The organism is Burkholderia sp. MR1-5-21, from assembly GCF_053427715.1.
This window is the reverse complement of the sequence record NZ_JBSAXD010000026.1, coordinates 100,578-124,002: the sequence shown is the minus strand read 5'-3', so window position 1 is coordinate 124,002 and position 23,425 is coordinate 100,578. Positions and strand designations below refer to the sequence as shown.

Sequence of the window (23,425 nt, the reverse complement as noted above, 5' to 3'; positions counted from 1 at the left end):
TGAGGGCGTGACGGTGTTCCTCGTCGAGCAGAATGCGAACAAGGCGCTGGGAGTGGCCGATCGCGGGTATGTGCTGGAGACGGGGCGCGTGGTGCTCGCCGATACGGGCGCGAACCTGCTCGCCAACGACCGGATCAAGCAGGCTTATCTGGGCGGGTGATGACGGCGCGTCATCGCGATGCAGCGGCAACGCGGAGACGCAGCCCGGTTCCCCGATTTGCCCTGCGAGGCCGCAGCCGAGCTGGCGGCGCACGGCCCGCAACGATCTGATGAAAACGAATTCCCCCCGGATTCCGTATCCCGCAACACGTGTATAAGCGTTCGATATAGCTGCTAGGTCGAAACAGTATTTCCTCGTATAGGCGCATTCTTTTTACACTGGCCCTGTCCTTTGGAAACCGAATCGACCGATACACGTGATGACTACTCTCCGACCGTTGCCGTCGTGCCAGTTGCTGATCGACGGGAGCTGGGTCGATGGCGTCAGCCAGCGACCGGTGCTCGACAAATATTCGCTCGACACCTGTGCGATCCTGCACGTGCCGTCGCCGGAGCAGGTCCGGGCCGCGGTCGCGGCGGCACACGCGGGTTGGCTTGCAGCCAGCAGATCCCCATACGAACGCGGTGCGGTGCTCGAACGTGCCGCCGTCGAACTGGCGCATCGCAACGAAGAACTGGTCGACGTGTTGCGACGAGAAGCCGGGTTCACGCGTGCCGACGCGCTGGCGGAAGTCGCGCGTTGCGTACAGACGTTCCGCCTGAGTGCGGAGGAAGCCCGCCAGTTGCGGGGCGACATGATTCCGCTCGACGGTGCGCCGAATCAGCGCGGCCGGCTCGGGTTCACGATCCGGGTTCCGCTGGGCGTCGTCTGCGCGATCACGCCGTTCAACGCTCCGCTCAACACGGTGGCTCACAAGGTCGCGCCGGCGCTTGCCGCAGGTAACGCGATCGTGCTGAAGCCTTCCTCGCAGACCCCGTCGCCGGCGAACATCATCGCGGAAGCCTTGCTGAAGGCGGGGCTCGATCCGAAGCTGATTTCGGTGCTGCATGGCGGCGCCGATGTCGCGAAGGCGCTGCTCGACGAGCCGCTCGTGCGGTTCTATGCGTTTACCGGCAGCACGGAGGTCGGCCGGGACATCCAGCGCCGCGCGGGATTGCGGCGCACCCAGATGGAACTCGGCAGCATTGCGTTCACGATTGTCGCGGACGACGCCGACCTCGACGTTGCATTGCCGAAGATCGTCAGCGCCGGCTACCGCAAGGCCGGGCAGGTGTGCACGTCGGTACAGATCCTGCTTGTGCATCGTACGCTCGTCGAACGCGTCGCGCAGCGGCTCGGCGCGCTCGTGAACGCGTTGCCGTACGGCGATCCGGCACGCGCGTCGACGGTCGTCGGACCGGTGATCAGCGAAGCGGCGGCGATCCGGATCGAACAATGGATCGACGCGGCGATCGCCGGCGGAGCGACGCGCGTGGCCGGCGGGCCGCGCGAAAGGGCGGTGGTCCCGCCGACGCTGCTGACGGACATCGACGATGCGATGGCCGTGTCGTGCAACGAGATTTTCGGCCCGGTGATGTCGATTGTGCCGTTCGACACGCTGGACGAAGCCTGTGCCCGCGTGAACGCGACGCCGTACGGGCTGGCGACCGGCTTGTTCACGAACCGGCTGCATGACGCGTTCCATGCCGCGCGCACGCTGCACGTGGGCGGCGTACATATCAACGAGACATCGAGTTCGCGCGTCGACCTGATGCCTTACGGCGGCAGCAAGGAGAGCGGCTTCGGACGGGAAGGACCGCATTACGCGATTCGCGAGATGAGCGAGGAACGACTGGTGACGATCCTGACCTGAATCGGGACAGACACGAAGCGCGAGGAGACAGCAGCATGGCTGAGATGAAAGGCGGCGAACTGATCGCCGAGTATCTGGTGCAGGAAGAGGTGCCCTATGTGTTCGGCATCTGCGGGCATGGCAATGTCGGCATCCTGGACGCACTTTACGACGTGCGCGATAGCGTCAAGCTCGTTTCGCCCCGTCACGAGCAATGCGCCGGTCACATGGCGGATGCCTATTTTCGCGTCAGGCATCGTCCGGTCGCGACGCTGACGTCGACCGGGCCCGGCTCGGCGAACATGGTCATGTCGCTCGCGACCGCGCTGTCCGATTCGTCTGCATTCCTGGCGATTACCGCGAACGTACCGACGAGCCAGGCGAATCGCGGCCCGTTCCAGGAACTGTATGCGCACAACCAGGCCGACTTTGCGACGGTGCTGCGGCCGGTCGTGAAGCGCTCGTTCCAGCCGTCGCGCGTCGACATGCTGCCGCTTGCATTGCGTCAGTCGTTCAATACGATGGTGACCGGCAGGCCCGGGCCGGTGAATCTGGACATCCCGTACAACGTTTTCCAGGAATCGGCCGACGTGGACATTCCGCCGCGCTCGCACCTGGACGCGGCCCACCGGCCGGCAGCCAATGACGACGAGATAACGCATGTCCTGAACCTGCTGGCGCATGCCAGGCGGGCGGTGTTCTTCATCGGCCACGGTGCGACGTTGTCCGAGGCCGGGCCGGTGCTGCAGGAACTGGTCGATGCGCTCGGCATCCCGGTCATCACGTCACCGAACGGGATGGGGTGCATCAATGGAGCGCACCCGCTGGCGCTAGGCTTCATCGGCCGAAACGGCGCGTATCCCGCGAACCAGGCGGGCCGTCATGCCGATCTGGTGCTCACGGTGGGTACGCGATTCGATGACCGTTCGTCGTCGACCTGGCACCCCGGCTACTCGTGGAATTTCCCGAAGACGAAGCTCGTACATGTCGACATCGATCCGCAGGAGCTTGGCCGCAACTACCCGCCGACGCTCGGGATCGTCGCCGATGCACGCACGTTCCTTCAACAGCTTCATACAGCCGTGGCGTCGCGCGCCGATCTGAATCCGGCACGCTTCACGGAATGGCGGGCGCAGATCGAAGGATGGCAGCGCGAATGGGAGGCGTTCGTCGCGCCGCACTTTGGCGCGTCGACGCATCCGCTGCGTCCGGAGTTCGTGGTCGGCACGCTGCAAAAGGTGCTGCCGGACGACGTGATCCTGTCGCTCGACTCGGGCGTCCACCACAACTGGTTCATGCAGTTCTGGAAGGCGAAGCGCCCTCAGAGCATGCTGAACAGCTGGGGCTATTCGTCGATGGGGTTCGGCGTGTGCGGGGTGCTCGGCGCCCAGCTCGCGGCCCCGGACAGGCCATGCGTGGCGGTCGTCGGCGACGGCGGCTTCACGATGACGCCCTACGTGCTGTGCACGGCCGTCGAATACAACCTGCCGTGCGTGTGGGTGATCTGGAACAACTTCGCGTGGGGCGCGATTCGCGATCTCCAGTACGGCCTGTTCGACGGCCGCGAGATCGGCACGGCGTTCTACAACGGCCGGACCGGCACGCCGTACAACCCCGATTTCGCCGCATGGGCCCGCGCATGCGGGGCCGACGGCGTCACGGTCACGCGACCGCAGGATCTGGCGGGCGCGATGGAGACGGCACTGCGCAACCGCCGCCCGTGCGTGATCGACGTGCATGTGGATGCCGATGTCCGCCCCCCGTCGACCGGTACCTGGCAATTGCCGCCCATCCCGTATCGAGAGCCCGTATTCGGCGGCCCGTACCGCCAGTAAGACCGCCCATTCCGTGTCGTTGGCGGGACGGACGATGGGCACGCTCACGCAGATCGTGCGTGAAGTTTCAACCTCGACTGGAGATACGTGGCTGTGCCGCGCGATGAGGTCATGGCGAACGACGATTACGACGTAGTGGTGGTGGGCGGCGGCGGTGCGGGGCTTGCGGCGGCGATCGAGGCGCGAGCGAGCGGCGCGACCGTGCTGCTGCTCGAGAAGAATCCGAAGCTCGGCGGGTCGACTGCGTGGTCGATCGGCTCGGTCAGTTCGAGTCGCACCCCGCATCAACGTGCGAAGGGCATCGACGACAACCCTCACGATCACTGGGCGGATATGCCCGGCTTCGCGGGTGATCTCGACCCGCGCGACAACCCCGAATTGCGCCGCATCCTGTGCGACGACATTCCCGACACGTTCCAGTGGCTGCTCGATTCGGGCATACGCTTCATGGGGCCCATGCCCGAGCCGCCGCATCGTCAGCCGCGGATGCATAACGTGCTGCCGAATTCACGCTCGTTCATCTATCACCTGGAGCGTCGGGCTCGGCAGGCCGGCGTCGAGATCAGGACACAGGCGACGGTCACGGAACTCGTCGTGACCGCCGGTCGGGTCAACGGCGTGAAGGTCCGCTGCGCAGACAACGTGTCGACCCTGGTCGCCCGCGGCGGGGTCGTGCTGGCCGCTGGCGATTTCACGAACGATCCGGGTTTCAAGGCACGCTTCATGGGTGCGCAGAAAGCCAAGGTCGAGGGTGTCAATGTGACGGCCACGGGCGACGGCCAGCGCATGGCCGAAGCGCTGGGTGCGTCCGTCGTCAACGGCGACCTGGCGTTGGGGCCCGAGTTGCGCTTCATCGCACCGGCAAAGGAGACGTTCGTCCGGAGGCTGCCGCCCTGGCGATGGCTCGCGGTGTTCATGCAGTGGTCGATGGCACACGTTCCCGATGTCATCCTGAGGCCATTCCTGATGAAGTTCCTCACGACGGCGCTGGCACCGTCCCGCGCGCTGTTCGACGACGGCGCCGTGCTCGTCAATCGGCGGGGCGAGCGCTTCTGCGATGAACGGGGCGACCCGGCGCTGGCGTTGCCGGATCAGGACGGCAAGGAGGGCTACATCGTGCTGAACGGCGCATTGGCACGCCGTTACGAGGCCTGGCCGCACTTCATCTCGACGGCGCCCGGCGTCGCATACGCGTATGTCGCGGACTATCGGCGCAACCGCCGCGACATCCATACGGACGCATCGTCGGCGAACGAACTCGCACGCCGGCTCGGCATGAATCCCGAGGCCATCGCACGCAGCGTCGCCCATTTGCCGCCCGATGCCGGTCGCGGACCGCGTTATGTCGCGCTGGGGCCGGTGCGCGCGGTATTCGTTCATGCGGAGGGCGGGCTGAAGGTCGATCTTCAGCATCGTGTGCTCGACGCCCATGCTGCGCCGATCACCGGTTTGTACGCGGCGGGCTCGACCGGGCAGGGCGGCCTGCTGCTGAAAGGCCATGGCCATCACCTCGCGTGGGCATTCGTATCCGGACGTCGGGCTGGGCGCCACGCGGCGCACGAGGCCGCCGATCCGACCGGTGCAGCATGCCACACCGGCACCACCATGACGCGCGTATACACGGCGCATTAGCCGGCTTTCACTCGCCTTCCCGAACCAAAAGACGCGGAGACAACAGATGGACACAATGCGGCATCTTGCAGGCAGCGTTTCCCGACGGGGCCGGAAGCGATCGCTGCGTGTCTCGGGACGAAACGCCAGAATGCGCGCGGCAGCGATGTGCTCCAAGGAAAACTCATGAACGCAATGTCAGCAGAGATCCACGGCGGCCGTACGCCCGGCATCAATACGTACGGCTATATCTGGAGCGAACCGGTCGTCGCCTGTCTCGCACGGTTGTCCAGGCACGGGTTCAGAAGCTTCGAGCCGGTGATCAATCCGCCTCACCTGCCGCTCGACGGCCCGGCCCCGGACGAATGTGCGTCGCTGCAGCGCATGGTCGATGACGGACAGATCGAGCTGACGTCGCTCAACCTGCCTAGCCTGGACGTCAATCTCGCCAGTCCGCTTGTCGAGATGCGCAGGTATTCGCTCGCGATCTACCGGCGGGCGATCGATCTTGCCGCGCGGCTGCGCATCCCGCGGCTGATCGTGGTGCCGGGCCGGCTGAATCCGCTGCTCGCACCACCGGCCGCGCACCTTCATGAATGGCTCGTGTCCAGTCTGAGCGAGCTGGTTCCGTACGCGGAAGAGCGGGGCGTGGGGCTTGCGCTCGAGAACGTTCCATTTGCCGCGCTGCCGCGCGCGCTCGACCTGGCGGCCTTCGTCGATACCGTGAACTCGCCCGTGCTCAGCGTCTGCTACGACGTCGCGAACGCGCACTTCATCGGCGAGTTGCCGCATGAAGGTGTCGGACTGCTTGGCGAGCGGATCTCGGTGATCCACATGTCGGATACGGGCACCCAGCGCTGGGGACACGAAGAGATCGGCCATGGCACCGTCCCTTTCGGCGCGCTGGCCGGCAGTCTCGATGCGATCGGCTATCGCGGACCTTGCCTGCTCGAGATCGTGGCGCCCGACCCGGCGCCCGCGATCGTCCGCAGCGCATCCGCGCTGGCTTCGCTCGGTGCATGGCGCATTCCGGCCGCGCGGTGATACCAACCGATTCGATCAGCGGCATTTGCAGGAGACCGGACACTGACACGCGCGCCCGCGAAGCGGAGCGGCCTGCCGTAGTACCTCGAGTATTGACTGATTCTGACCAGAAGGAACTGACGATGACGCAACCTGAACAACCTCGCGGCGCCCATCCTCCCGCGGTAACGCAAAAGCTCGGCGAACTGCTGTGGGTGCAATACCCAGGCCACTTCAACCAGGCACTGTCGAAAGCCATTGTCACGCCGGAGACCGTCAATAGCCGCTTCTTCGACCATCGAATCTCGTGCTACGAGCCGGGCGCATACGTCGAATCGCACGTGCACAAGGTGCAGGAGCAGATCTATCACGTGCTGTCCGGCGAAGGCGTGCTTGTCGTCGATGGCGAACGCCGGCACGTGCGTCGCGACGACGTGACCTTCATCCCTCCCGGCGTCGTCCACGAACTGCATTGCACCGGCACCGACACGCTCGTCTTCCTCGTGATTACGAGTCCGCCTACCGACGAAGTACCGGTCTGACCCGGCCAGGAGAGTGACGAAATGGCACACATTGCTGTAACAGGCGCGGGCGGCTGGCTCGGCATCGCAATCGTTCGCGCGCTCGCTGCTCGCGGCGATACCGTCCATGCATTCGATCTGGAAGTGGGCAGCGGGCTCGACGCGGTTGTTGCCGACGCGGCGGCGCATGACCGGCGTGTCCTCGCGTCGGCGCTCGATATTCGCGATGCCGGTGCGGTGCGCGCCGCGCTGGAGAAAGCGCAACCCGACGCGATCGTTCACTGCGCCGCGATCGTCGGCGTGCTTGCGGCCGAACACGTGCCCGTGGCGGCACTGCGCGTCAACGTGGAAGGCACGCTGAACGTGCTCGAAGCGATGCGCGTGCTGGGCATCCGCCGGATGGTGCATCTGAGTACCGAGGAGACCTACGGCGACTTCCAGGCGCCCGTGATCGACGAAGATCATCCGCAGCAGCCGGAAAGCATTTACGGACTCACCAAGCAGATCGCGGAACAGTTCTGCCGCTATTACCAGAAGAAGCACGGGCTGGAATGCATCCACATCCGCACCTGCTGGGTCTATGGTCCGCATCTGCCTCGCGCACGTGTGCCGAAGACGTTCATCGACGCCGCTCTCGCAGGCGAGCCGTATCGTCTCGAATCGGGCGGGGATCTGGAAGTCGACCAGGTCTACATCGACGATACGGTAGCGGGTGTGCTGCTTGCGCTCGACAAGCCGGTCCATCGCTTTGACGCTTACCATATCGCGACCGGCGCCGCGCCGTCGATCAGGCAGGTGGCGGACATCGTCAACGAGGTCGTGCCGGGTGCGCGCATCACGGCGGAGGACGGTCCTTATCTTCACGGCGGCAAGATTCCCTGCGCGAAAAAAGGGGCGCTCGACATCCGGCGAGCGCGCGCCGAACTCGGTTACGCGTCCCGCTACGACATCCGGCGCGGCATCGAGGCGACGATCGACGCGACGCGTGCCGAACGCCGCAGTGTTGCCGCCGACGATTCAGGCGGCTCGCGGCGCTGAGGATGCCGCTGCGGCCCGCGTGAGGTCTTCGACGGGCCGCATCCGACGAGCGGCCCGCATCCGGGCAGTGGAGCCCGGACATCCGCTCGCCTGCTGCTGGCACGGTGCTTGCCACCTGGTCAGGTTCGTTGACATCAGGATACGGAGCAACTAGATTTCTGGCGATGACGTCCGTCTTTGCCACAGGAGCACATCATGTCAGTAGACGCGAAATACAAGACCACGGCCACTGCGACCGGTGGGGGGCGCGACGGCAAGACTGCGCTCGCCGATGGCACGATGGCGCTGCAGCTCACGGTTCCGAAGGAACTCGGCGGCCCCGGCGGAGACGGTGCCAACCCGGAAAAGCTGTTCGCACTCGGCTACTCGGCCTGCTTCCTTGGTGCGATGAGGGTTGCATCGACGCAGACCAGGATCAAGGTTCCGGAAGGGTCGACCGTCACGGCGACGATCGGCATCGGTCCACGCTCGGAAGGGGGCTTTGGCATCACCGCCGAACTCGATGTCTATCTGCCCGGCCTGCCGGAAGCCGACGCGGGCAAGCTCGTCGAAACGACACACGGCATCTGTCCGTACTCGAACGCCATCAAGGCCAGTGTGGACGTGAAGACAACCACGCGTGCCTGAGATTCGGAAAGAGATGCCGTGCGCAAACTTGCCGTACGGCATGGTCAGGAACAGCGCCATGACCGTTCCCAGGTGCAGCGCGAGGAGCAGGCCGGTTGCGTGGCTTTCCTGGCCGGCAAGCAATGCAAGTCCGGTTGCCGATACGGCCAGCAAGTCTCCGACATGCAGCTTCAACGGCAATCCGGAGGCGCGCGAAGGCATCTCGACGCGTGCGTCCGCATGTCGCGAATCACGCTGCCTCGGCATCAGTGCCGGTACCGTAGGCCGGCGCATCGGCGGTTTGCTCGAGCGCGAGAGTCACGCCTTGCCAATGACCGTCGGTGACGAGCTTCCGTATCACCGTCTTGACCTCCTGCCTGACCAGTGCGGCGCAAGGTGAAAGCTTGTCCGGCGCAAGCGAATAGAGGAAGTTGCGGCGGGTCATGACGGCATCCGAGATCTTCAGCGCGCGCCAGTTCTCGCGATGGTCGTGCACAGAATACAGCGCGGACATCGGCTTGATCGTCACGCCGGTTCCTTCTTCCACGCAAGCCATGACGAGCGGGAGGGAATCGATTTCCGCGACGGGCTGCATCGAGAGCCCGCGCCGCTCGATTTCCTGAACGATGCGTCGCCTCAGGCTATGGTCTTCGGAGGGCAGTATCAGCGGCAGCCGCGCGACGTCTTCGAGGCGCAGGGACGTCGTATCCGCCGGGATCAGCGGACAATGCGCGATTGCGATGACGAAGAGTTCCTCGTCGAGCAACGGCTCGACGGCCAGTTCGGAAGCCGCGGTCTGGCTGAACAGCACGGCCATATCCAGTTGTCCCATGCGCGTCATGTGCTCGATATGACCGCTCAGGCCCTCGACCACGTTGAGCACGATGCCCGGATAGGTGTCGCGCAAGTGACGCAGGAGCGGCAACCCGAGAACTCGCACCGTCGTCGGTGCGAGGCCGATCGACACGCGCCCGCTGACCTGTGCAGCGTCCTGTCGGGCGATCGCGATGGTCTGGTCGAACTGGCGAAGCAGAAACTTCGCATGGTGATAGAGCGCGGACCCGTTTTCCGTCGGCTCGACGCCTCGGGCCGACCGTGTCAGGAGCGGCCTGCCGACGACTTCCTCGAGCTTGGCCACCTGCTGACTCAATGCCGGCTGCGCAATGAACAGCTGGCGCGAGGCCTTCGCGAGACTGCCGCTTTCCACGATCTGCACGAAGTAGCGCAATTGACGGACGTCCATCGTGACAGTCTCCCATGCCTCCAACTATAAGCAGCCAGTATAGCGGTTAGCGGAAAACAATAGTATTCCTTAGTGAGTGAGGTCTCTGGACTTTCCTCGCCATCGTGCGTCGGGATGCGGGGCAACGGCCGGTCGCCCGGACGACGGCCCGTACCGGAACGCGTCCTCGGGCGCTGTCGCGAGGTCCCGTTCGCAGGCGGATCGCATCGCCTGAACCGGAAAGGTGTTCGCGGACGGAAGCCCGCCCGCGAACGAAATGATCCCGGGCCGCTCCGTTGCCTTCAGGATTGTGCGAGTCACCGGGCCCGTCAGGGCCCGTGCTCTTCGCGAGAACGGGATATCGTCTCGCATCACGTCTCCATGTTGTCGTTTTTGTCCGGCTGCGTTTTTTATGCGGCCTTGATGGTGCTGCGCGAACGGGTGCCGGTGCCGCTTCCAGGCGGCGCGGAGAGTGCGGCCAGCGCGTCGGCGCGCCGGTCGACATGATCGCGCATGGCCTTTTCCTTGACGGGGCCGAAACCGCGGATCTCCAACGGGAGCGACGCGAACGTCACCGCCTGCTCGAGCTTGCGTTCGGTCAGCGACGCGCACACGCTGCGGATGTCGTCGAAGTATTCGGCAACGAGACGTCGCTCCGCACGCCGCTCGGCGGTGTAGCCGAAGACGTCGAGCGACGTGCCGCGCAGGCCACGCAAGCCGGCGACGGCTTTCAGGACCGGGAAGATCCACGGGCCGAATTTTCGCTTCTTCGGACGACCGGTGCGCGGGTCGACACTGGAGAAGAGCGGAGGGGCAAGCCAGAGCGATACCTTGTCGGCGTTCGAGAATTGCGCCGTCAACGATTCGCGGAATGCCGGCGCGGAGTACAAGCGCGCGACCTCATACTCGTCCTTGTACGCCATCAGTTTGTAGGCGCTTCGGGCAACAGCGGCCCCGAACACGTCACCCTTTCCGCCAGCCTTCGCTTCGGCATGGCATGCAAGCGCAACGAGATCGGCATACTTCCGTGCGTAAGCGTCCCCCTGGTACTCGACAAGCCGCTGCCGGTGGAGCGCCACGAGTTCGTCCAGCGTGGCGGCTTCCGCCTTCGACGACGCAGCCGGACCCTGGATCGTGCTCAACGCGTCCGGTCGGGCAGCGATGATGCGCCCCCAGTTGAACGCCGACTTGTTCATGTCGACTGCCGCACCGTTGCGCTCGATGATCTGGTCGATGGACTCGCGGCTCAGCGGCACCAGACCCTTCTGCCACGCATAGCCCAACATGAGCGTGTGCGTCGGCAGCGTGTCGCCGAAGATGCTCTGCGCGATCGCACCCGCATCGAACGCATGGAACGACTCGGCGTTGCATCGATTGCGAACCCGGTCGTGCATCAGCTTCGTCGGCAACGCGGCATCCCGGTTGCTGACGATGTCGGGCGTCGGCGTCGGCGCGAGATTGAGCACGGCCGAGGTTCGCTTCTGCGACAGCCGGAGCAGCGAATCGGGCGCGGCCGAAACGACGAGGTCCGCACCGAGCAGCAGATCTGCCTTGCCTTCGCCGATGCGCGACGCGGCGATCTGGTCATCCGTCGCGGCGATGCGCACCTGGCTCACCACGGCGCCGTTCTTTTGCGCCATGCCCGTGAAATCGAGCACCGTGGACGCGAGGCCGTCGACGCTGGCAGCGGCGCCGAGAATCGCGCCCATCGTCAGCACGCCGGAACCGCCGATGCCGGTGATGTAGACATTGAACGGCTCGTCGAGCGCCGGGAGCGCCGGAGCAGGGAGGCTCGCCAGCAAGTCGGCTTCCATTCCTGCGAGCCGCTTGCTGTCAGGCTTGCGGACCTTGACGCCTTCCACTTCGACGAAGCTCGGGCAGAACCCCTTCACGCACGAGAAATCCTTGTTGCAGGCACTCTGGTTGATCGCGCGCTTGCGGCCGAGCGGCGTATCGACAGGCTCGATGGAGATGCAGTTGGACTGGACGGAGCAATCGCCGCAGCCCTCGCAGACTTCCTGATTGATGAAGACCCGGCGATCCGGATCGGGCATTTCCTTGCGCTTGCGGCGACGCCGCTTCTCCGCGGCACAGGTCTGCTCGTAGACGATCGCCGTGACGCCCGGCACTTCGCGAAGCTGCCGTTGCACCGCATCGAGCTGGTCGCGATGGTACACGCCGACATCCGGCGCAAGTTCGCTATTGCCTTCCCAGCGTGCCGGGTTGTCGGTCACGAACGCGATCTTCTCGACGCCTTCCGCGTGCAGCTGGCGCGTGATGCGGGCAGGATCGTTCGTGCCTTCGGTCGGCTGGCCGCCCGTCATCGCGACCGCGTCGTTGTACAGGATCTTGTACGTGATGTTGGTTTTCGCCGCGACGGCTGCGCGAATCGCGAGCAGGCCGGAATGCTGGTAGGTGCCGTCGCCGAGGTTCTGGAACACGTGCGCCGTCTTCGAAAACGGCGCTGCGCCGATCCACTGGGCGCCTTCCCCGCCCATGTGGCTGGCCACCTTGGTCTTCAGTTCCGGCTGGGACAGCGCGATGACGTGACAGCCGATCCCGCCGCCGCTGATCGAGCCGTCCGGCGTGCGCGTCGACGTATTGTGCGGGCAGCCGGAACAGAAAAACGGCCGGCGCACCGGGATGACGGCGGTGGAGGGCTTTTTCGCGGCGGCGTCGAGCTCGGCCAGCCGCTCGCGCACCTCGGGCAAATCGATGCCGTTGGCCAGCATCCGGCGCACCAGCACGCCTGCAACGAGGTAGGCGCTGAATTCCCATACTTCCGGAAGGAGCGCATTGCCGGCCGGGTCGGCCTTCCCCGAGATGACGGGGCGTTGCGCGTCCGGCCGATGGAACAGCGCTTCCTTGAGCTGGGCTTCGACGTTCGCGCGCTTTTCCTCGATGACGAGCACTTCGCGATGTCCCGAGGCAAACTCGCATGCCCCATCGGTTTCGAGCGGCCAGCTCATCGCAACCTTGTACACCGATACGCCCATCGCACGCAGCGCAGCGTCGCTCAGGCCGAGATCGCGGCAGGCTTGCATGAAGTCCTGATGCGCCTTGCCGACCGTGATGATGCCCAGTCGCTTCGTCGGCGCATCGACTACGACGCGGTCGAGCCGATTCGCCCGTGCCCACGCGCGCGCGGCAGGGAGCCGTTCGTCGATCAACCGGCGTTCGTACTCGCCGCGCTGGGCCGGCCACGACAGCGTCGGGTCCCAGTTCAGGCCGTGCGCGGGCATCGGGAAATCGGTCGGCGCGTGGAATGCCGGCCAGGTTGCCATATCGATCGACGCCGCGGTTTCGACGACCTCCGCGATCGTCTTGAGCGACACCCACAGGCCGGTGTAACGGGACATCTCGATGCCGGCCAGGCCGAATTCGATCACTTCGCGGACATTGCTCGGCTGCAGCACCGGAATCGACGCGGAATGAAAAATGCCGTCGGTCTGGTGAGGCCACATGGACGACTGCGCAGCATGGTCGTCGCCGGAAATCGCAAGCACGCCGCCCAGCTTCGACGTGCCCATCATGTTGGCGTTGCGGAATACGTCGCCGGTCCGGTCGACGCCGGGGCCCTTGCCATACCAGATGCCGAAGACGCCGTCGACTTTCGTATCGCCGAAGACGGTATGCATCTGCGCGCCCCAAAGCGCGGTCGCAGCAAGGTCCTCGTTCAGTCCAGGCTGGAAGACGATGTCGTGCGCGGCAAGCTGTTTCGATGCCTTCCACAACTGCTGGTCGTATACGCCGAGCGGCGACCCGCGATACCCGGATATCAGGCCACCGGTGTTGAGGCCGAGCGCCCGGTCGCGCTCGCGTTGAATCATCGGCAGGCGAACCAGCGCCTGGATGCCGGTGATGAAGGTGCGTTGTCGGCTTTGGGCCGAGCCCGAGGCGCCATGCGACTTCAGCTCAGTACTCACGAATGTCTCCAGAATTCAACTTCTCGAACGATGAGTAAGTTTATGGCTTCGTGTCGAATGTTTTGCGCCAATATGAATTACCAATGTCGGTTTGGTTGGATGCTTTGAACTAGTTATGAAAACTGAATTAGTATCAATGAACCAATATTTTTGTCCGTGTGGGGCCGGTCGCGCTGGAGGGGGCTGAAAAGAAGGCCGAACAGGCGACGGAGGTCCCTGCCGCCTGGAAGCGATGCTGCGCTATCCGGCCGTTCGTCGCCGGCGCGCATATCGAGTCGGCGAGTACGAGGATGGTTTTGAGCCGGCGTGCTGCGCACGATCCGGCGTGAGCACGCCGATCTGCTCGCCCTCTGGACACGATTGTCCGCGGTGAGGACATGTCCTTGAAGACCGGCGATCGTCGACACATCATGCGTCATTCGTCAGCAGCGACAGCCCGAGTCCGGCACGGCGCCACAGCCACGGGCTCGGACGGTAGCGCATGTCGCCTGTCAGGCTCGCGAGGTTGCGCAATGTGTCGAGTACCAGCCGCGGACCGATGGCATCGCCGAGCGCCAACGGCCCCTTCGGGTAGCCGAGGCCGAGATGGACCGCGAGATCGATGTCCGAGGGCAACGCAATGCGCTGCTGTGCGATGTCGCTGGCGATGTTGATGATGGAGCAGACGATGCGCTGCGCCACGAACCCGGCCGAATCGCGGATCACCGTTACCGGTACGCCATCGCTTGCGAACAGCGCATGTGCCATGTCACGCATCGCGCGGGTGGTGGCGGGCGTCGTCATGACGGTCCGGCGGCGGGTTGCCTGGAGCGGCAGGAGCGTGTCGATTGCGACGACGCGGCTCGCGTCCAGGCCTTCGTCGAGCGCGCAGGTGGTGGCATCGCGACCCAGTGGCGTGACCACGATCAGGGCACCGGTCGATGGCGCGTCGCCCTCCTCGGTCGACACACCCAGCGTGTCCAGCAGCGCGACCACCCTCTCGTGACCGCGTCGGTCTGCACGACTGACCCAGATGCTGGCAGGCCGTTCGGACGGTGCGGTTGCGGGTGCTGCCCCCTGTTTCCGACCATCATCGTATCGATAGAATCCGGCACCGGCCTTGCGGCCGACCAGGCCGCCGACCGCGCGAATCGCCGTGATCGGGGACGGGCGGTAACGGGGCTCCTGATAGAACTGGTTGTAGATCGACTCCATCACCGGATGCGACACGTCGAGCCCGGTCAGATCCATCAGCTCGAACGGGCCCATTCGAAAGCCGGCCTGCTCGCGCATGATGTCGTCGATGTCAGAGAACGCCGCAACGCCTTCCTGCGCGACTTTGAGGCCTTCGATGTTCATGGCCCGGCCTGCGTGATTGACGATGAAGCCGGGCATGTCGTTGCAGCGCACGGGTGTATGACCGATGCGTCGAGCAAGCGCCATCAGCGCATCGCCTACGGCCGGGTCGCCGGAAATACCGTCGATGACTTCGACCACCTTCATCAACGGTACCGGATTGAAGAAGTGGTAGCCGGCGATGCGCGCCGGATATCTGGCGCCGGCGGCGATCGCCGTGATCGACAGCGACGACGTGTTGGACGCAATGATTGCGTCGCGACGCAGGATCGCTTCCAGTTCGGCGATCAACTGGCGCTTGATGTCGAGCTTCTCGACGATCGCTTCGATTACGAGATCGCAGCCGTCGAACTCTTGGAGTGCCGTACAGGGGCGTACGCGCGCGAGCGCGGCCGCGCCGTCTTCCACGCTCAGCTTCCCCTTGTCTGCCAGTCTGGCGAACGTGTCCTGCAAGTACGCGCGAGCGGCAGTCAGCGCTTGCGGACTGGTATCGAAGAGATTGACGGCGAGGCCGGCCAATGCAGCAATTTGCGCGATGCCACGGCCCATGGCGCCTGCGCCTACGATGCCGATGGTTTCGAGCGGGATGGGTGACGTAGAGGTATGCATGTGAGATTCCGGAGAGTGCGACATAAGTCCTCACGGTTTCAGGAGATGACTGTCGGCTCCCAGCGCGGGCGAGGGCTGCTCCAGGTCCGGCGCACGGAACGCGGTTGCGACGGGAACCGGAAGTGCCGGCAGCGCGGTGCCGGACGCTGTCCGTACCGTGCGGTCAAAAATGCCGCGTACGACGAAATGCGGATCGCGGCTCGCCTCCTCGAGGCTCACCACGCGGCTCGTACAGACATCGTGTCCGGAGAATCGGTCCAGCCAGTAGGCAACAGGGTGTATTGCGATCGCCTCGGCGACGGCGTCGATCGCATGAGCCGGCGACATCCGGGCCAGTGCTTCGACCTCGAGCCCGACGAGCGCGACGAAGTTGCTCCAGAACTTGTCTTCGATCGGGGCCGCCGCCAGAAAGGCGCCATCGGCGGTGCGGTAGATCTGGTAGCGAGGCGAGCCGCCCGTCACGAGATCGGCGGCGGGGCGCGGCCACTGCCCCTGTGCACCGCCGCCGAGCCCCCAGTACTGGAACGTGAAGAGATTCTCGGCCATCGAAACATCGAGATGCGCGCCCTGGCCGGTACGGTCCCGCTGCCGCAACGCAAGCAGGATATTGATCATGGCGGGATAGGCACCCGCTGCAATGTCCGCAATCAGCGCAGGCGGCAGACCGGGTCTGCCGTCCGTGCCGGCCGTCAACGACAGCATGCCAGCCGCAGCGACATAGTTGAGATCGTGGGCGGCTTCCAGCGCACGCGGCCCATCCTGACCGAAGCCGGTGATCGAGCAATACACGAGGCGCGGGTTGCGTTTCGCGACAGCCGCGTAGCCGAGCCCGAGCCGCTCCATCACGCCCGGCCGGAACTGCTCGACGAGCACATCGGCCTCTTCGATCATCGGTGCGAGCCGCTCGAGGGCGTCCGGTGACTTCAGGTCGATCGCGACGGACTTCTTGCCTCGATTCAGCAACACGAAATTGGTGCTGTCGTCGTCGACCTTAGGTTCGTACGAACGCATGTCGTCGCCACGGTCGGGCCGTTCGAACTTGATCACCTCGGCGCCGGCTTCCGCCAGCAGCAGTGAACACAGCGGCCCGGGAAGCAGCGTGCTGAAGTCGAGCACCTTGATGCCGGCAAGCGGTTGCGTCATCGCGCCCCTCCGTTCGCCCGCTCGGCCGCGACGCGCGCGCGGCGTGCCGGCGCGTAGGGCTCCTGGCCGAGCGCCTGGTGGAGCGCCTCGGTGACGGCATAGTGGTGCGCCAGGCCGGTCCGTTCGAGCAGCGAAATCGGCCCCTCCGGGTAGCCGAGCCCGAGGCAGAGCGTCTTGTCCAGATCGTCCGCGCTCGCCAGCTTCTCGTCGAGGCGCCGCAACGCCGCATTGAAGTACGGACGAATCAGCCGGTCGACGATGCGGCCCGGGAAATCGTTGCAGACCGCGACCACCAGGCCCGCGGCCTGAAACGCGGCCTTGGCGGCGTCGACGGCCGCGGGCAACGTGCCGGGCTGCTTGACCAGTTCGACGAGCGGGCTCGGGTCCGAATCGCCAAGGCGGAACCGCGCGAAGCCGACGACGTTGGAACCCTCGAGCCCGCGGCTCTCGCCCGTGTGAACACCCAGGCACTCGGTGCCCAGTTCGATGGCGACGAACGTCCGGGACTCGAGTCCCGTGGACGCCGCATAGGCGCTGCCCGCACCGGCGCCGACGAACACCAGCCCGTCGCCGCCGGTCGATGCCTGCTCCAGGAACGGATGCGGGGAAGGAAAGGAGCGGCTTTCGCCGGCCTTGACGATCTCATGGCGCATATCAGGCTCCGAACATCTTGTTGTCGCTGTAGACATGAAAGCCCCTGCCGGTTTTCTTGCCGAGGCGGTTTGCGGCGATCATCCGCCGAACGAGCGGCGGACATGCGGCGCGAGGCTCGTGAGTCAGCCCGTGCATGGCTTCGCACAGCAGCTTCTGCGTGTCCATGCCGACGAGATCGAGGAGTTCGAGCGGCCCCATCGGGTAACCGAGCGCGGTCTTGATCGCGGCGTCGATGTCGGCGGGTTCGGCGACGCCTTGCTCGACGAGCCGGATCGCATCGTTATTGAACGGAATCAGGAAGTAATTGAGGATGAAGCCGGGCGTGTCCTGCGTGGCGACCGGCTTCTGCCCCATCGCCTCGGCGAATGCCCACGCGCGCTGGAACGTTTCGTCGGACGTGGCGAGGCCGGGCGACATTTCGATCAGCTTCATCAGTTGCGCCGGCAGGCAGAAATGCATGCCGACGAAGCGGTCCGGCCTGCCCGAGCCGCCGGCGATCTCGGTGATCGAGATCGTCGACGTATTCGACGCGAACAGCGTGGTTGCCGGGCAAACCTTGTCGAGCGCCTGAAAGAGCTGGTGCTTGACGGCGAGATCCTCGAACACGGCCTCGATCACGATATCGCATTGGGCGAGCGTCGACAGATCGGTGCTGCCCTGCCAGCGCTCCAGGGTGGCGGCGGCGCCGCCTGGCGGGAGCTTGCCTTTGTCTTCCGATTTGCGGAGGAAGGCTTCGGTTTGCGTCCGGGCCTTGTCGAGCGCGTCCTGTCGCGCATCGAACACGATGGTGCGAAAACCGGCGCGCGCCGCGACGATCGCGATACCGGCGCCCATCGTTCCGGCGCCGGCCACGCCGACGGTCTGGATGGTTGTCATGCACGTCTCCTATTTTTTCAGAAAGCTGCGTCCGATCAGCTGGCGATGGACCTGGTTGGTGCCTTCCCAGATCTGGGTGATCTTCGCGTCGCGCATCAGCCGCTCGACGCGATAGTCGTTGCAGTACCCGTATCCGCCGAACAACTGCACGGCATCGGTCGCGATGCGCATCGCGGCGTCGGACGCGCGCTGCTTGAGCACCGAAGCCTCGACGCCGAAATCCTGCTCGCCTGCATCGACCATCCCGCCGAGCCGCCACAGCCACGACTCGCACAAGGCCAGCTCGGAGGCCATGTCGGCCAGCATGAACTGGATGCCCTGGAACTCCAGGATCCGCTTGCCGGACTGGCGGCGTTCGTTGATGTAGTCGACCGCATCCTCGAACGCGGCGCGCGCAATGCCGAGCGCATGTGCGGCGATACTGGGGCGAGAGCGGTTCAGCGACCCGAACAGGATGCGCAGGCCGTCGCCGGGGTTGCCGATGAGATTGGCGCGCGGCACCCGGCAGCCGTCGAACGACAGGCTCGCGGTGCTCGATGCGCGCGTGCCCATCTTGTGCTCGGTGCCGAGCACGCGAAGGCCGTCGGTTCCCTTCTCGAGGATGAGCACGGAGATCGCGGATTTCGGATCGTCGATTGCCGACCACTTGCCGAACAGCAGGTACAGGTCGGCAACGTCGCCGTTGGTGATGAAGATTTTTCCGCCGTTGATGACGATGTCGTCGCCGTCGGGTGTGAAGGTAGTGCGCATGCCGGTCGCATCCGAGCCTGCCGAGGCTTCCGTGATCGCGAGCGATGCGAGCCCCCCTTCGGCAATGCGCGGCAGCAGCCGGCTCTTCTGCTCGTCGTTGCCGTACTCGACGAGCGGCTTGATCGCGTGGAAATTGGTCGCCCAGATGATGCCGGTCGATGCACACGCCTTCGAGATCTCGCGAACGCATGCCAGGTAGCAGAGGTAGGAGAGCTGCGCACCGCCGTAGGCATCGGGAACGAACATCGCATTGAGCCCGAGCTCGTTGATCGCCCGCACGTTTTCCCACGGGAACGTGCCGTTGCGATCGTATTCGGCGGCGCGTGGCGCGATCTGCGATTCGCACAGATCCCTGACACTGTCGAGGATCATCCGTTCTTCGTCGGAGAGCGGCAGGCGTGCGTCCAGACGTTCGAGAATGTTCATGTGTGGTCCTCGCATCATAGGGCGATGCCCTGACCGCCATCGACATAGAATGTCTCGCCGGTCAGGAACCCCCCGGGAAGTTGAAACAGCGCCGCGACAAAGCGGCCGATGTCATCGGCCTTGCCGGGGGCGCCCAGCGGAATGCGTTTTTTCAGGAATGCCTGCAGCGCGCCTTCGTTCAACTCGTCGCGGTTCAGGTCGGTTTCGATGTAGCCCGGGGCGACATTGGCCACGCGGATTCCCTGGCGTGCCCATTCGACGGCGAGGCAGCGCGTCATGGCGCCCACCGCGGCCTTCGACGCGCAATAGGCGGCATTGCCTTTTACGCCGAGCTTGTCGTAGAACGATCCGATATTGACGATGAGCGACGAGCCCGCGTCGCACAGCAGCGGGTAGGCGGCCTGGCTCGCGAGCAGGATCGATGTTGCATTGGTGGACATCACACGCTCGAAGTCGGCGAGCGCAAACGTCGCGGACGGGCCTTGCAGGTGAATGCCCGCGTTGTTGACGAGGCCGACGACTGCAGACCCGAACGCATCGGGAATGGACGCAAAGGCCGCATGCGTGGCCGCCGCATCCGTAATGTCGCAGCGTATCGCGACCATTCTGCGTCGTGCTTCCCCATCGAGGTCCGCCACACTCGGCAACTCGCCGGATCGGGACAGGCACGCGACATTGAAGCCGGCGATGGCAAGTTCGGCCGAGATGGCGGCGCCGATCCCGCGGCTTGCCCCCGTCACGATGACAGTTCCATTGAGCCGATCACGCATCTTTGAACTCCGGAGCACGCTTTTCGATGAATGCGCGCATGCCTTCGGCCGCGTCAGCGGTCTGGTATGCGAGCGTTGAGAGGTCTGCTTCGATGTCGAGGCCTTCGCCGAGCGTTGTCGCCATGCCGCGCACGACTGCCTCGCGGGCGAATTGCGACGCACAACGGCTGTAGCCGACGAACTCGGACATGAATGCCTTGCCGAGTTCCACCGGCTCGCCGTCGGGGACGATCCGGTTGACGAGCCCCCATCGTTCGGCCTCGGTTGCGTCGACCGTCCTGCCCGACATCACCATTTCGGTGGCCCGCGCTTCGCCGACCAGGCGGGACAGGCGTTGCGTACCGCCGTATCCGGGAATCAGGCCGAGCTTGATCTCCGGGAGCCCCATGCGCGCCTGCGATGTGGCGATCCGGAACGTACAGGCCATGGCCAGTTCCAGGCCGCCGCCGAACGCGTATCCGTGCAGCACCGCCACGGACGGGATCGACAGCGCGGCGACTTTCGCGAAGGTGCGCTGGCCGAGTTGCGCGCCACGGCGCTGATCCATCAGACCGCGATCCAGCAGTTCCTTGATGTCGGCGCCCGCGCAGAACGCCTTGGGTCCCGCACCGGTCACGATCAATGCGCGGGCGCTGGAAGCAGCCACGTCGTCGAGTGCGCGCGACAACGCGTCGATCATCGCGAACTGCAGTGCGTTGCGGGCGTCCGGGCGGTTCAGCGTGAGTAGCGCGTAGGGGCCGGAAAATTCCAGTTCTATCGACATGTTCAAGCTCCTGCGGCAACGGGGGCCTTGTAGCGGACCGGGACGGGCTTCAACTGACCTCGCAGCGTCATGTCGACCAGATCGCGCTTGAGGATCTTCCCGCTCGCGGTGAGCGGAAACGCGTCGAGCGCGAGGTAGAACTCCGGCATGTCGTATTTCGACAGGCCGCAGCCAGCCAGATGCACGAGCATGTCGCCAGGCTCGAGGTGCTGCCCGGCTCGCAGGATCACGGACAGGCACACCTTCTCGCCGAGCCGCTCGTCCTGCACCGGATAGGCCGCAGCGCGCTCGACCAGCGGATGGCGCATCGCCAGTTCCTCGATGCGGGCGGGATGGATGTTGTGTCCGCCGCGAATGATCAGGTCCTTCTTGCGTCCGACGATCACGAGGCAGCCGTTCTCGTCGAACATGCCGAGGTCGCCGCTCATGAACCAGCCGTGAATGTTGAATGACGTTTCGGTGGCCACCTGGTTGCTGAAGTAACCCAGCATCAGCAGTCCGCCGCGGCCGCCGATTTCCCCGATTTCGCCCGGATCCGCTTCGACGTCGGCGTTGTCCTGCTTCCACAGACGGACTTCATAGCCTCGGCATGCGCGGCCGCATGTGGAGACGATGGTGTCCTGGGTATCGGTCGGGATCGTGTAGTTGTGCGACCCGTTTTCGGTCATGCCGTAGATGTTCTGCGGGGTCACGCCCAGGCTGAGGAACTTCTGGGCGACTTCCCTGGGAATCGTGGCCCCTGCCATGTAGAACGTCCGCACATCGCCCAGCGTCCTCATGTTGCGATCGCGCACGGCTTGCAGGATGTCCATCGCATGGGTTGGCACGCCCATCACGTACGTCGCGCCAGTCTCGAGAATCCAGTCCAGCGCGTGCTTGCTGCCTCGCAGGTTCGTCATGACCAGCTCGAGACCGGCGACGAGCATCTGCTCGATCGCGACGGTCGCGATATGGTGGCTCATCGGGCTGAGCGTGAGCAGTGTCGTATCCGACGTGTGCCCCCAATCCTCGACCAGTGCGCGGCCGTTTGCCAGCAGCGTGTTGTCGCTGTGCATGACGCCTTTGGGCTGGCCCGTGGTGCCGGACGTAAAGGCCAGATAGACGATCTTGTCCGGGTTCAGGTCGGGCGTCGCAAGCGCGGCCGGAGGCTGGCGGTCGGGAAACGGCAACGCGCCGGCGAAGTCGGCAGGATCGTCCTTTGCCGGATTGGGGAGCGCAAACACGGACGTGAGGGTCGGCATCTCGCCCGTGCGCGCAAAGATCGAGTAGCGATCGGCATCCGCACCGTATCCCGGCATCGCAAACAGCGCGCGGCACTGGATGCGGTTCAGCAGCGTGCAGATTTCCTCGACCGTGTAGTTCTGGTGAAGGGATGGACAGCACACGTAGCCGTTACGCGAACAGGCCAGAAAGATGATCGCCGTATGCACGACGTTGGGCAGCCAGATCCCGACGCGATCGCCGGGTTTGAGGCCTTGCCGGTGGAGGGCTTCCGCGACGCTGTCGACCCAGTCGACCACTTCTCGCCAGGTCAGGCGCACGTCGGCGTCGCGCAACGCGCACGACGTCGGGCGTTCCCGGGCATGCCGGCGCGCCAGCGTGTAGAGCGTCTCCTGCTGCCAGATGCCGGACAGGTAGTAGTCCCTTGCATTCTGAGGATTGTGGAGAGTCAGGATATTCTGCATGGCGTCACCCGTGCTTCAATGCCCGAACTTGCTCGGGTCCGGCTTGCGGCGCTCTGCGAATGCGGCCGCCAGTTCGTCGTGTTCGTCGGTATCGAGGTAGCCGCGCAGCAGCAGGTCGTGCGCCATGCGCGACAGGCCGCTCACGCCGCCGTGGCGGGCGTTGAACGCACCCTTCAACGACGCAAGCGCGAATGCGCCGCGCTCGGCGACTTCCAGCGCGTATTCGCGCGTTGCGGCCTTCAGTTGCTCGTCCGGCACCACGCGGTTGATCAGGCCGATTTCGAGCGCCTCGCGCGCACTCATCTTCGGATTGCGGAACCAGATGTCCTTCGCACGCTTCTTGCCGACCAGATCCTCGAGGTACCAGGTGCCGTAACCGCCATCGAAGCTGCCGACCATCGGGCCGACCTGACGGAACACGGCCGACTCCTTTGCAATGGTCAGGTCGCAGACCACCTGAAGCACATTGCCGCCGCCGACCGCGAAACCGTTGACCGACGCGATGACCGGCTTCTGCAGACGGTCGATGCTCTCGTACATTTCCAGCGTAGGAAGCACGCCGGCATAGAGCGTGGTGTCCGGCATGCCTTCCTTCCGTCCGCCGGTGCAGAAGAACTTGTCGCCGGCGCCCGTGATGACGATCACGCGCGTACGCGTCTCGCGCCGGATCGCGTTGATGCAATCCCGGATTTCGTGGCACATCGTTTCCGTGAACATGTTGCCGTCATCCGGACGATTCAGCGTGATCGTGCCGATCGGGCCATCTTCTTCGTAGAGGATTTCCGAGTAGCTCATTGTGT

18 protein-coding genes and 1 pseudogene are annotated in these 23,425 nt (G+C 65.0%); 8 read left to right on the top strand and 11 right to left on the bottom strand.

Annotated elements, in window-relative coordinates:
- The 8 genes and pseudogenes from ACV229_RS29690 to ACV229_RS29655 form a co-directional block, all read left to right on the top strand.
- Positions 1-160, top strand: a pseudogene (locus ACV229_RS29690) (branched-chain amino acid ABC transporter ATP-binding protein); the annotation flags it as partial.
- 259 nt (positions 161-419) lie between these two features.
- Positions 420-1,853, top strand: a complete 1,434-nt coding sequence (locus tag ACV229_RS29685) for an aldehyde dehydrogenase family protein (RefSeq protein ID WP_448086641.1) — start codon at positions 420-422, stop codon at positions 1,851-1,853.
- 35 nt (positions 1,854-1,888) lie between these two features.
- Entirely contained in the window at positions 1,889-3,667 is a 1,779-nt protein-coding gene (locus tag ACV229_RS29680; protein ID WP_448086640.1) for a thiamine pyrophosphate-binding protein, read from the top strand.
- A gap of 111 nt (positions 3,668-3,778) precedes the next feature.
- On the top strand, positions 3,779-5,299 hold the full coding sequence (locus tag ACV229_RS29675) for an FAD-dependent oxidoreductase (protein WP_448086639.1): 1,521 nt from the start codon (positions 3,779-3,781) through the stop codon (positions 5,297-5,299).
- A gap of 165 nt (positions 5,300-5,464) precedes the next feature.
- Entirely contained in the window at positions 5,465-6,322 is an 858-nt protein-coding gene (locus ACV229_RS29670) for a sugar phosphate isomerase/epimerase family protein (protein ID WP_448086638.1), read from the top strand.
- Between the two features lie 122 nt (positions 6,323-6,444).
- Positions 6,445-6,843, top strand: coding sequence for a cupin domain-containing protein (locus ACV229_RS29665; RefSeq protein WP_448086637.1), 399 nt, complete (start codon positions 6,445-6,447; stop codon positions 6,841-6,843).
- Between the two features lie 21 nt (positions 6,844-6,864).
- Positions 6,865-7,860, top strand: a complete 996-nt coding sequence (locus tag ACV229_RS29660) for an NAD-dependent epimerase/dehydratase family protein (protein WP_448086636.1) — start codon at positions 6,865-6,867, stop codon at positions 7,858-7,860.
- Between the two features lie 195 nt (positions 7,861-8,055).
- Entirely contained in the window at positions 8,056-8,487 is a 432-nt protein-coding gene (locus ACV229_RS29655) for an organic hydroperoxide resistance protein (protein ID WP_448086635.1), read from the top strand.
- Positions 8,488-8,716: 229 nt separating this feature from the next.
- Here the strand turns inward: ACV229_RS29655 and ACV229_RS29650 are convergent, their stop codons facing one another.
- From ACV229_RS29650 to ACV229_RS29600, 11 genes are all read right to left on the bottom strand, one after another.
- Positions 8,717-9,709 carry a LysR substrate-binding domain-containing protein gene (locus ACV229_RS29650; protein ID WP_448086634.1) on the bottom strand — a complete coding sequence of 331 codons (993 nt, stop codon included), beginning with the start codon at positions 9,707-9,709 and terminating at the stop codon, positions 8,717-8,719.
- Positions 9,710-10,098: 389 nt separating this feature from the next.
- Positions 10,099-13,614, bottom strand: coding sequence for an indolepyruvate ferredoxin oxidoreductase family protein (locus ACV229_RS29645; RefSeq protein WP_448086633.1), 3,516 nt, complete (start codon positions 13,612-13,614; stop codon positions 10,099-10,101).
- A gap of 408 nt (positions 13,615-14,022) precedes the next feature.
- The gene (locus tag ACV229_RS29640; RefSeq protein WP_448086632.1) at positions 14,023-15,558 is read right to left on the bottom strand and encodes a 3-hydroxyacyl-CoA dehydrogenase; all 1,536 of its coding nucleotides are present in this window, start codon (positions 15,556-15,558) and stop codon (positions 14,023-14,025) included.
- Between the two features lie 30 nt (positions 15,559-15,588).
- Positions 15,589-16,701 carry a CaiB/BaiF CoA transferase family protein gene (locus tag ACV229_RS29635; RefSeq protein ID WP_448086631.1) on the bottom strand — a complete coding sequence of 371 codons (1,113 nt, stop codon included), beginning with the start codon at positions 16,699-16,701 and terminating at the stop codon, positions 15,589-15,591.
- Positions 16,698-17,354 carry a 3-hydroxyacyl-CoA dehydrogenase family protein gene (locus ACV229_RS29630; RefSeq protein ID WP_448086630.1) on the bottom strand — a complete coding sequence of 219 codons (657 nt, stop codon included), beginning with the start codon at positions 17,352-17,354 and terminating at the stop codon, positions 16,698-16,700. The genes ACV229_RS29635 and ACV229_RS29630 overlap by 4 nt, the downstream gene beginning before the upstream one ends.
- A gap of 1 nt (position 17,355) precedes the next feature.
- On the bottom strand, positions 17,356-18,231 hold the full coding sequence (locus ACV229_RS29625) for a 3-hydroxyacyl-CoA dehydrogenase family protein (protein ID WP_448086629.1): 876 nt from the start codon (positions 18,229-18,231) through the stop codon (positions 17,356-17,358).
- A 9-nt stretch (positions 18,232-18,240) separates the two neighbouring features.
- Positions 18,241-19,407: an acyl-CoA dehydrogenase family protein gene (locus tag ACV229_RS29620; RefSeq protein ID WP_448086628.1), complete on the bottom strand. Its 1,167-nt coding sequence runs from the start codon at positions 19,405-19,407 to the stop codon at positions 18,241-18,243.
- A 14-nt stretch (positions 19,408-19,421) separates the two neighbouring features.
- Complete coding sequence (locus tag ACV229_RS29615; RefSeq protein ID WP_448086627.1) at positions 19,422-20,177, bottom strand: SDR family NAD(P)-dependent oxidoreductase; 756 nt, start codon at positions 20,175-20,177, stop codon at positions 19,422-19,424.
- The gene (locus ACV229_RS29610; protein WP_448086626.1) at positions 20,170-20,940 is read right to left on the bottom strand and encodes an enoyl-CoA hydratase/isomerase family protein; all 771 of its coding nucleotides are present in this window, start codon (positions 20,938-20,940) and stop codon (positions 20,170-20,172) included. The genes ACV229_RS29615 and ACV229_RS29610 overlap by 8 nt, the downstream gene beginning before the upstream one ends.
- Positions 20,941-20,942: 2 nt before the next feature.
- Entirely contained in the window at positions 20,943-22,625 is a 1,683-nt protein-coding gene (locus tag ACV229_RS29605) for a class I adenylate-forming enzyme family protein (protein WP_448086625.1), read from the bottom strand.
- Positions 22,626-22,640: 15 nt separating this feature from the next.
- Positions 22,641-23,420, bottom strand: a complete 780-nt coding sequence (locus tag ACV229_RS29600; RefSeq protein WP_448086624.1) for an enoyl-CoA hydratase-related protein — start codon at positions 23,418-23,420, stop codon at positions 22,641-22,643.
- Positions 23,421-23,425 lie beyond the last annotated feature (5 nt).